We start from the raw sequence: 10,754 nt of genomic DNA, 5'->3' as shown, positions 1-10,754 counted from the left end.
GACGCTAAACAGGGCAGTGAGGCCGATCATGCGGACAAAAGCGAAGATGAGCTAGATATGTTCGGTCAATCCGAGAGCGCCTACGTGTAGCATCCTATCAGAAAGAAGCCTGAGCATTGAACACTCCGACATCAGCAACACCAAAATCCAACAACACCCACACGTCTCTCGCCGATTTCATTTGGAAGAATGCGGATGATCTTTGGGGTAATTTCAAGCATGTCGATTTTGGCAAGATCATCCTACCTTTTACTCTTCTCCGCCGTTTGGAATGTGTTCTGCAGCCGACGCGAGAAGAGGCTGCCAAGATGCACAAAATGGCTGTCGAAAACGGGCTCGATATCGACGTCATCCTTCGTCAGGCAACCGGCTACCCCTTCTACAACACCTCAAGCTATAGTCTGGAAACGCTAGGGTCAGGCCGCACCCGCCAGAACCTTGAAGACTACATCGCGAAGTTCTCCGGAAATGCCCGCGTGATCTTCGAGCAGTTCGATTTCATCAACACGGTCAGCCAGATGGACAAGAAGGGCGTTCTCTATAAGATCTGCCAGAACTTCGCCGCCATCGACCTTCACCCCAATGTGGTCCCCGAGAGGACCATGTCAAATGTCTACGAGCACCTAATCCGTCGCTTTGGTGCAGAGGTAAATGAGGCAGCCGAGGACTTCATGACTCCTCGTGACGTTGTACATCTAGGCATCGAACTCCTGCTTGAGCCGGATGACCAAATGTTCATCGACAACCCCGGGATCATTCGCACCCTTTATGACCCGACGATCGGAACTGGCGGCTTTATTTCCGATGGCATGGAGCACGTGCAGTCATTGCAAGATCGCTATGGCACCGCGCCGACGCTGGTTCCCTACGGCCAAGAGCTGGAATCCGAAACCCACGCGGTCTGTCTGGCGAGCATGCTTCTGAAGACGCTCAAGTCCGATCCTGGACGGGATCTGTCGCAGAACATCAAGCTTGGCAGCACGCTCTCCGCCGACCAATTCCGTTACGACAAATTCCACTACTGCGTTTCCAATCCGCCATTCGGCAAGAAGTGGGAGTTGGATCAGGCCGAGGTCGTGCGCGAACATCGCGACCAGAAGTTCGAGGGGCGTTTTGGCCCTAAACTCCCTCGTGTCAGCGATGGCTCGATGCTGTTCCTCCTGCACCTTCTCAGCAAGCTTGAAGACCCTGAGAAGGGCGGCGGGCGCGCGGCGATCGTGCTGTCGGGTTCTCCTCTCTTCAACGGAAACGCCGGTCAGGGTGAGTCTGAAATCCGCCGCCACCTGCTTGAGCAGGACGTAGTCGAGGCCATCATCGCCCTGCCGACCGAGATCTTCTTCCGGACCGGCATCGGTACCTACATTTGGGTCCTGTCCAACCGCAAACCCGAAGCGCGGCGCGGCAAGGTTCAATTGATTGATGCTACCGAGATGTTCGAACCGCTCCGCAAGAGCGAGGGCAATAAGCGACGCAAGATCGGTGACGACCAAATTCGCGATATCGTGCAGCTCTACGCCGATTTCGAGCTGACCAAGAAAAGCCTCATCCTCGACGCACAGGACTTTGGCTATCGTCGCATCAAGGTGCTGCGCCCGCTGCGCCACAAGATCGTTGTGTCGGACGCGGGGTTTGAGACGCTGGACGAACACAAGGCGTGGGAAAAGCGCAGCGATCATCAGCGGCAAGGCTGGCGTGACCTGTTGGTAGAGCATGCAGGCACCGATCATGACTGGCACTGGATCGATAGCTTTGCCAAAGCCGCCGCGAAGAAGGACGCGAGCCTCGGCAAAGCCGATGCCGCGCTGATCAAGGCGTTTCAAAAGGCCTTTGGTGTGCGGAACGAAGAACTGGACCCGGTCAAGGACAAGAAGGGCAACCTCATCCCCGACGATGATCTGACGGATTTTGAGAACGTGCCGATGGGCACCGACATCTATGATTACCTCGCCGCCGAGGTAACGCCCCACGCCCATGACGCCTATATCGACGAGACCTACGTCGACGAGACTGATGGTGACATCGGGATCGTTGGCTATGAGATCAACTTCAACCGATATTTCTATGAATACGTGCCGCCGCGCGATCTGGACGAGATAGATGCAGAACTGAAGGCCGTTGAGGCGTCGATTGCTGAGGCTCTGGCGGAGGTGACAGAATGAGCCCGTTTGCTCCGCCTACAGAGCGCAAGCGAACAGGGCTTTCTTGGGCTCCTGAAATACCATCTGGATGGAAGATTAAGCGAGGAAAATTCCTCTTTGACCTGCAAAAACGTTCGGTTCAACCCGATGATGACATCGTCACAGCCTTTCGCGATGGTCATGTGACCCTGAGAAAGAACCGCCGAACTGATGGTTTTACAAATGCCCTAAAGGAAGCCGGATACCAGCGCGTAGAAAAAGGCGATTTAGTCATCCATGCAATGGACGCTTTCGCAGGGGCGGTCGGTGTGAGTGACTCAAATGGAAAATGCACACCCGTTTATTCGTGTTGTACTCCCAAAGACGGCGTTTCAGCTGAATTCTACGCAAGAATGATTAGAGCCATGGCGTTGTCCGGTTTTATCGAGAGCCTCGCAAAGGGAATCCGCGAACGCTCCACCGATTTCCGTTGGCGCGAATTCGCGGAGCAGCCACTGCCCATGCCGCCGTTTGATCAACAGTTGAAGATCAACGCCTTTCTTGATCAGGAAACCCAACAGATCGATGGGTTGATCGACAAAAAGACGCGTTTTATCTCGGCGCTGAATGACAAAGAAAAAGCCATGATCGCACATTTCGTTCGGCGGGGTATCGATGCCACTGCACCGACGAAGGACAGCGGCGTCGAATGGCGGGGTGTCGTGCCTGCCCATTGGCAACGTGCGCGAATGAAAAACCATTTCAAACAGGTCAAACGCCAAGGGTTTGACGACCTGAACGTTCTGTCAGTCTATCGGGAGTTTGGCGTCATCGAGAAAGCTTCGCGGAGCGACAACATCAACAAGACGCCAGACGACCTGTCCAAATATCAGCTGGTCGAACCAAACGACCTAGCGATCAACAAGATGAAGGCATGGCAGGGCTCAATGGGGATTTCTCCCTTCTTGGGCATTACCTCTCCCGACTATGTGGTGATGAAGCCTGTTGGCGAGCACAACCCACGATACATGCACCACTACCTTCGCGCGAGGCCGATGCCGTGGGTTTATCGTTTGATTTCCAACGGTATTCGGACCGATCAATGGCGTATGGAACCAGAGAAATTTTTGGAATTGCCGATCTTCTTGCCATCAATGGATGAACAGGAAGCTATTGCGAACCGAATTGACTGCGAATTGGATCGGATTCGGGATTTGATTGAAAAGACTGAGCGCTCCATCGCGCTTCTGAAAGAAAAGCGCGCAGCACTCATTACGGCAGCCGTGACCGGTAAGATTGATGTGAGAGCCGCAGCATGAGCGATTTGCACCATGAGAAGCACCTTGAGGCCTATGTCGTCAAAAAGCTGACGGAACAGGGCTGGCTGCTCGGCGATACCAAAGGGTTTGACCAGGATACCGCTGTCTACACCGAGGATCTGGAGGCCTGGATCAAAAAGACCCAAGGTCCTAAGTGGGACAAGCTCGCTGCCCTCAACGGTGATCGCGCCCGCGAAACACTGCTCTCCCGCCTCGATGTCGCTTTGGCGAAACACGGCACCATCCAGGTACTACGACGCGGCTTTTCTATAGCGGGCTGCGGGCAGATCGACATGTCCGAGGCCGCGCCCGAAGATCAGCGCAACGAAACGATCCTTGAACGCTACGCCGCCAACCGGCTGCGCGTGGTGCCACAGCTGAAGTATCACCCGGGCCGCGAGCTTGCGATCGATCTCGGTCTCTTCATCAACGGGCTGCCTGTCGCGACAGTCGAACTCAAAACCGACTTCACCCAGTCTGCCGAAAGCGCGCGCGAGCAATACAAGCGCGACCGTCTTCCAGAGGACCCCGCCACTGGGCGGAAACACCCGCTGCTGACGTTCAAACGCGGCGCGATCGTGCATTTCGCGATGTCCGACAGTGAAATTTGGATGGCTACGAAGCTGGCGGGTGAGAACACCTACTTCCTACCATTCAACCGTGGCTACGACGGCAAAGGCGGCAACCCGCCCCGCGACGACGGCGAATACCCCGTCGCATATTTCTGGGAGGAGATTTGCCAGCCGGATGCGTTCCTGCGCATCTTCCACAGCTTCGTCTATGTCGAGCAGAAGGATGTGGTGGACCTGAAGGGCAATTGGTCGGTCAAGGAAACCCTGATCTTCCCGCGCTTTCACCAGCACGACGCTGTCAACAGAATGATCACGGATGCCAAGGAGAAGGGTCCTGGGCATGCTTACCTCTGCGAACATAGTGCAGGATCGGGCAAGACATCGACGATTGCCTGGACAGCCCACGACCTGACCAAGCTACGCCATGATGACGGTAAGGCGGTCTTTGACACAGTGATCATCGTGACGGACCGGACGGTTCTGGATGGGCAGCTCCAAGATGCTGTTCAACAGATCGATCACCGCAAGGGCATGATCGCCGCGATCGACCGTGAGACAAGTTCCAAGACGAAAACGGCGCAGTTGGCGGAGGCCATACTGAAGGGCGTCCCGATTATCGTGGTAACACTTCAGACCTTCCCGCATGCCATGGAAGCAATTCTGACGGAAACGTCATTGAAAGACCGTAGCTTTGCCGTGATCATCGACGAGGCGCACACCTCCCAAACAGGCAGTACGGCTTCGAAGCTGCAAGCGACGCTCGCCCTTTCGTCGGCCAAGGACACTGCCAACATGACGGTCGAAGAGCTCTTAACCGAGATCCAGAAGAGCCGGGCCCGGCCGAAGAACCTGTCTCATTTCGCATTCACTGCAACACCAAAACACTCGACCTTGATGTTGTTTGGAAGGCCGCAAGACCCGTCCAGTCCGGCCGGCCCAGACAATCTGCCGCGTGCTTTTCATAAATACGAGATGCGTCAGGCTATCGACGAAGGTTTCATCCTCGACGTGCTCAAAGGCTATGTGTCGTACAAGACGGCCTTCAATCTCGGAAAAGAATTGGAAGACAAAAAGCGCGTGGACGGCAAGGCAGCCAAGCGCGCATTGGCCAAATGGATGAGCTTGCATCCCACGAACGTCACCCAAAAGGTGCAGTTTATAATGGAGCACTTTCGGCACAACGTGTCGTCGCTCCTCGATGGGAAGGCGAAGGCAATGGTTGTGACGAGCTCTCGTACGGCAGCTGTTCGCTACAAAAAAGCCTTCGATGCGTTTGTTATTGCCAATCCTCAGTACAAAGACGTTCGCGCGTTGGTTGCATTTTCAGGAAAGCTCAGTGGCAAGGATGTCATGCACTCGGATGACGCGCAGATTTCTGGCGAACTGTTCGTTTGTGACGACGACGCGGAATTTACCGAGAGCAACATGAACGCCGGCGTCGAGGTCAAAGACCTTCGGATCGCATTTGATCGGCCGGAATTCAGAGTGATGCTCGTTGCCAACAAGTTCCAGACGGGATTCGACCAGCCGAAGCTCGTCGCCATGTATGTCGACAAGAAGATCGCGAACGAAGTCGAGATCGTTCAAACGCTGTCGCGCTTAAATCGTACCTTCCCGGGCAAGGAAGAAACCTTCATTGTCGATTTTGTAAACGACCCGGAAGCGATCCGCGCAGCCTTCAAGAAATACGATTCCGGGGCGCAAATCACGGAAGTTCAAGACCCGAACGTTGTCTACGACATGAAAGACGGCCTTGACCAACAAGGTATCTACTCGGACGAAGACATCGAGGCGTTCAAGGTCGCGCGTTTCGAAACCGCCAAGACTTTCGACGTTGCCAAAGACGATCACCACAAGGCGATGTTCGCAGCCACCCAAAGGCCGACAGACCTTTTTAACGCTCGCCTCAAGGACCTCCGCGGCGAAGCCGCGCGGTGTGAAGTTGAATTTTTGAAGGCAACTGAGACAGGAGACGATGCCGCTGCGAAGAAGGCCGAGCATGAAAGGATGCAGGTAGAAGAAAGCATCGGTCGGATGCTGGAGTTTAAGTCAGGGCTGTCCAGGTTTTCCAGGACATACACTTACATCGCGCAATTGCTGGATCTGGGAGATCCCAGCATTGAGAATTTTGCAGCTTTCACCAAACTTCTGGCAAACCGCCTCAATGGTATCCCTCCCGAGCATGTCGATCTTAGAGGCATTTCTCTGACAGGATACGATATCAAAAAGAACGATGATCAGGGCAACAACGCCGATGACCCTGACCCAAACTTGAAGCCCGCGGGGCCCGGCGGTTCCAATGCGCCAGGGAAGCTTCCTGTGTACCTGCAGGAGCTTATCGAACGATTGAACGGCATCTTTGGCGAAGCTGCTCCGATCAAGGATCAAGCGAGCTTCGTAAACCAAATCGTTTCGATTACCCGCGAGAACAGTATCGTCAGGGCCCAGGTTGAGGAAAACTCAAAAGACCAAGCGTTGAAAGGAAGCCTTCCGGGGGCGGTTCAAAGCGCGGTGGTGCGCGCAATGGGTTCGAACAATGCATTGGCCACGCATCTTCTCAAAGAGGACAAGCAAGGCCTCGGCATCCTTACGAACCTTATTTACGACCTGATCAAAGCAGGGAAAGATATCGACCTTGGAGATCTCGATGGCGCATGAACCGCATAAATACAGAGCAAAGGCTATCGGCGGCATCACGCCTGTTGAATTACGGGAGATATTCAGCGTGATTTGGAAATTTAGGGGCACCAGATGAAAATTTCAGTTGCCCTCGATAAGATCGACGAAAGACAGCTTTTCGTACCTGCATTCCAGCGAGAATACGTTTGGAAGCGCGATGACGCAAAGCAACTGATCGACTCCCTGATCAAAGAATATCCAACTGGCACAATGCTCACGTGGGAGACGAATACCCCGCCTGAGCTCAAGGGGCCGCACAAGTATGATGAGAAGCAAGGCGCGGTGCGCATCTTGCTCGACGGTCAGCAACGCCTGACCACGCTTTACATGCTGATCAGAGGTGACTTACCACCTTACTACACGGCTCCGGAAATTTTGAACGATACGCGCGGTCTTTACGTCAACCTCGAGAACCTTGAGCTGGAATATTACAAGAAGCTCAAGATGGAGAATGATCCTCGCTGGCAGAATTTGACGGCCATCTTCAAGGATGAAGTGTGGGATCAGGACGTATTCAAGAAACTCGAAGAGCGCGGGGTAGAGGTCGACAAAGAGTCCGCTCGGCATATCTCCGGTAACATCAGGAAAGTTGAGCGGATCCTTGATCGGGAATTCCCCGAACAAACGATCCCGATCAAAGCGTCCATCCGCGAAGCGATCGACATTTTCTACAAGGTCAATGCTAGCGGCGTTTCGCTGACCGAAGCTGAACTCGCGCTCGCCCAGATTTCGGGTTACTGGCCGCAGGCACGAGACACTTTTAAGGCCAAGCTGGCCGAATTGGAAAAGCGCGGGTTTGTCTTCAAGCTCGATTTCGTAATCTACGCTTTGCTGGCTTGCCTGTACGCGTCGGGCTCGAACATGCGGCTGCTGCATGATCAAGGCAATGATGCACCAATCAGGAAGGCCTGGGAAAAGCTGGAAAGCCAGACCTTGGATTATGTGGCCAATCTTATGCAATCGCATGCGTATGTGGACCACACAGACGAGATCAACTCGATCTACGCTTTGATCCCGATAATCGCGTATTGCTATCAGCAGGATGAGCACCTTAGCGATCTACAAATCAAGAAGGTCGTGAAGTGGTTCTATTACTCCCAAATTCGGACGCGTTATGTCAGCCAGCTTCCTCAGAAGTTGGATCGTGACCTTCGCATTGTAAGGGATGCTGACCATCCGTTCGATGAACTGCTGCAAGTCATCAAAGATGAGAGATCTCTGGAAATAATTCCGGACGAATTTGTGGGGAGGACAATAACGCACCCACTGTTCCCGATGATGCGATGGTACTTCAAGAGCAAGGAAGCGACCTGCTTTACAACCGGGGTCAAGCTTCGCCAATCAATGGGAAAGAAGTACGCGCTTGAAAAGGATCATATTTTCCCCTTTTCGAAGCTTAAGGCTGCCGGTTATGGGATGGGAAATCGGATCAAATATTCCTTGGCTCAGGAGATCACCAACAGAGCAATTCTAACTGCAATTGCCAACAGATCGAAGAGCGCGACAAATGCGGAGGATTACCTCAGCGAAGTCAATGCTAAGAACCCTGATGCGCTGGCAAAACAGTGTATTCCAGACGATCCCGAGCTCTGGAAGATCGAAAACTATGAGTTGTTCCTAGAGGCTCGACGCAAACAGCTCGCAGATGGACTGAATGCGTTTCTCACTTCGATAACCGAAACAGAAAAAAGCGAGGCGCCGATCACCCTCGCCGAAATGATCGCCGAAGGCGAAAGCGAAGAACTTGAATTCAAGCAAACTCTTCGTTGGGATGTGAAAGAGTCAAAGGTCAATAAAGGCTTGGAAGCGGTGACGTGACCCCCAGCTTTCCCCCAGCTGGGATTAGAGCCGGGCGGTTGTTTTGCGCATCAGCGCGGTTGAAGCAATGGGCTGCGTAGCGGAGCCCGTAGGGCGTAGCGAAGCAGGCCATTGCTTATCCAGTTCAGCGGCGAACGCCGCCGGTGTTGCGTAACCGAGAGACGAGTGTGGTCGCTCCCGATTGTAGTCTTCGACCCAGGCCGCGATCTCGACACGGGCATGGGCCATACTCAAGAACAGCGTCTCGTTGAGCAGTTCGTCCCGCATCCGGCCATTGAAGCTCTCGACATAGCCATTCTGCATCGGCCTTCCGGGCGCGATGTAATGCCACTCCACGCCGACCTCGCCGCACCATGCCAGCACAGCGTTGCTGGTGAGCTCGGTGCCATTGTCGCTGACGATCATGCCTGGCTTGCCGCGCTGTTCGATCAGTGCGGTCAGCTCGCGAACGACACGGCGACCAGAGATCGAGGTGTCCGGCACCGCTGCCAGGCACTCCCGGGTCACGTCATCGACCACGTTGAGCACCCGGAACCGTCTTCCCGAAGCCATCTGGTCGTGAACAAAGTCCAGGCTCCAGCGCTGGTTCGGCAGCGCCAGAACCGGAGCAGGTGCCCTTGTGCCAACAGCACGCCTGCGGCTACGTCGTCGCCTGACCGCCAAGCCTTCCTCACGGTAGAGCCTCTGGGTCTTCTTGCGGTTGATCATGATCCCCTCCCGGCGCAGCAGGATATGCAGACGGCGATAGCCGAACCGGCGACGCTGGTTGGCCAGCTCGCGCAGCTTCTCACGCAGATCGACGTCATCGTCCCGGGTGGAACGGTAACGCACGCTCTTGCGATCAGCATCGATGACACGGCACGCCCGCCGCTCGCTCATCCCATGGCACGCCTGGAGATGAGCAACAGCTTCCCGCTGCGCGGCGGGCGTCAAAACTAATGGGATGACCCGCCCTGTCCTTCCATGCACATTCGGCGGACTGAGAAGGAGGTAATTATGAGCATACGCAACCAACCAAGAGATGCAGCCGTCTTCGGCATCGACATTGGCAAAACAGTCTTTCACGTTGTCGGCCTCGATGCGGCCCATGCACCGATCCAGAAGGCGACATTCAGGCGGGAGACGTTGCTGCAGTTTTTCGAACGCGCGTCGCCGGTTCTGGTCGGGATGGAAGCATGCCCCGGTTCGCAGTGGCTGGCGCGCAAGCTGCTAGGGATGGGGCACACAGTTAGGATCGTGCCGGCACAATTCGTGAAGCCCTTCGTAAAGTCGAACAAGAACGACATCATCGACGCGGAAGCCATTGCGGAAGCCGTCACTAGGCCGACGATGCGCTTCGTAGAGATAAGGACACCGGAGCAGATCGACCTGCAAGCACTCCACCGGGTGCGAGACCGGATGATCGCCCATCGAACGAGGCTGATCAGCCAGATGCGCGCCTTCTGTCTCGAGTATGGTATCGCGATCCATCAGGGCGCAGGCAAGTTCAAGGCCGAGATACCGCGCGTGCTTGCGGATGAGACCAACGAGCTCACCCCTTCGATGCGCCGGATCCTGACGGAGGTTCACGGCGAGATGATGGAACTCGAACAGCGCATCACAGCCATGAACCACGAGATCGAAGCCATCGCCGCGCGCAGCGATACCGCACGGCGCCTGATGACTGTGCCGGGCATCGGACCGCTGGCCTCGACCGCTCTGCTGGCGGCGGCAGGGTCGGGACGTCAGTTCCGCAGGGCACGTGATCTCGCTGCCTGGCTCGGTCTAGTGCCGCGCGAACACTCGACCGGCGGGAAGACTAAGCTGCTTGGCATCAGCAAGCGCGGCAATAAATACCTGCGAAGGATGATCGTCCATGGTGCTCGATCCTGTGTTACACATCTCGATAGAAGCAGGGACCGCTTGGGCCCATGGCTCGACGGGCTTGAGAGCAGGATGCACAAGAACAAGGTCACGGTCGCCCTGGCTGCCAAGATCGCTCGCGTTGTCTGGGTGATTCTGACCAAGCCGGGCGCCACCTACGAGCGGCGCGTTCCAGCGTTCGGCTGAACGGCGCCGCCACCAACTGCGAGGTTCGTAAGAGTGATGACGAGACAGTGGACCAGCGCATCGTAAGCCCCGTCAAAAAAGCGGGCAGAAAGCCCGAAGCATTTATCTGGGAACGAGGCGCGCGGATCTCATCAAGGCCTGGCCGCAACAGCGGCCCACTCGCGAGAGGCCGGATACATTTGTGCAGACTGGCACCGTCA

The 10,754-nt window shown here is 55.4% G+C and carries 5 protein-coding genes and 1 pseudogene; 5 read left to right on the top strand and 1 reads right to left on the bottom strand.

Going from position 1 to position 10,754, the window contains the following annotated elements:
* Positions 1–116: 116 nt before the first annotated feature.
* The 4 genes from CP97_RS00515 to CP97_RS00500 all read left to right on the top strand — a co-directional run bounded on the left by CP97_RS00515 (position 117) and on the right by CP97_RS00500 (position 8,505).
* A complete protein-coding gene (locus CP97_RS00515) occupies positions 117–2,159 on the top strand; it encodes a type I restriction-modification system subunit M (RefSeq protein WP_048884337.1) in 2,043 nt (680 codons plus the stop codon).
* Positions 2,156–3,436, top strand: coding sequence for a restriction endonuclease subunit S (locus tag CP97_RS00510; RefSeq protein ID WP_063612318.1), 1,281 nt, complete (start codon positions 2,156–2,158; stop codon positions 3,434–3,436). The genes CP97_RS00515 and CP97_RS00510 overlap by 4 nt, the downstream gene beginning before the upstream one ends.
* On the top strand, positions 3,433–6,666 hold the full coding sequence (locus CP97_RS00505; RefSeq protein ID WP_048884336.1) for a type I restriction endonuclease subunit R: 3,234 nt from the start codon (positions 3,433–3,435) through the stop codon (positions 6,664–6,666). The genes CP97_RS00510 and CP97_RS00505 overlap by 4 nt, the downstream gene beginning before the upstream one ends.
* A 93-nt stretch (positions 6,667–6,759) precedes the next feature.
* The gene (locus tag CP97_RS00500) at positions 6,760–8,505 is read left to right on the top strand and encodes a DUF262 domain-containing protein (RefSeq protein ID WP_227819630.1); all 1,746 of its coding nucleotides are present in this window, start codon (positions 6,760–6,762) and stop codon (positions 8,503–8,505) included.
* Positions 8,506–8,529: 24 nt separating this feature from the next.
* Here CP97_RS00500 and CP97_RS00495 read toward each other — a convergent pair.
* Positions 8,530–9,441, bottom strand: a pseudogene (locus CP97_RS00495) (IS3 family transposase); the annotation flags it as partial.
* A gap of 60 nt (positions 9,442–9,501) precedes the next feature.
* Between CP97_RS00495 and CP97_RS00490 the strand changes: the two are divergent.
* The gene (locus tag CP97_RS00490; RefSeq protein WP_048884335.1) at positions 9,502–10,554 is read left to right on the top strand and encodes an IS110 family RNA-guided transposase; all 1,053 of its coding nucleotides are present in this window, start codon (positions 9,502–9,504) and stop codon (positions 10,552–10,554) included.
* Positions 10,555–10,754: the final 200 nt, after the last annotated feature.

The sequence above is a fragment of the Aurantiacibacter atlanticus genome (assembly GCF_001077815.2).
GTDB classification, from domain to species: domain Bacteria; phylum Pseudomonadota; class Alphaproteobacteria; order Sphingomonadales; family Sphingomonadaceae; genus Alteraurantiacibacter; species Alteraurantiacibacter atlanticus.
Note: the sequence above shows the minus strand (reverse complement) of the source record. Positions and strands in the feature narration are given on the sequence as shown.

Excerpts from the sequence above, each read along its gene's own strand:
- CP97_RS00510 (WP_063612318.1), top strand. The coding sequence starts at position 2,156 with ATGAGCCCGTTTGCTCCGCCTACAGAGCGCAAGCGAACAGGGCTTTCT.
- CP97_RS00505 (WP_048884336.1), top strand. The coding sequence starts at position 3,433 with ATGAGCGATTTGCACCATGAGAAGCACCTTGAGGCCTATGTCGTCAAA.
- CP97_RS00500 (WP_227819630.1), top strand. The coding sequence starts at position 6,760 with ATGAAAATTTCAGTTGCCCTCGATAAGATCGACGAAAGACAGCTTTTC.
- CP97_RS00490 (WP_048884335.1), top strand. The coding sequence starts at position 9,502 with ATGAGCATACGCAACCAACCAAGAGATGCAGCCGTCTTCGGCATCGAC.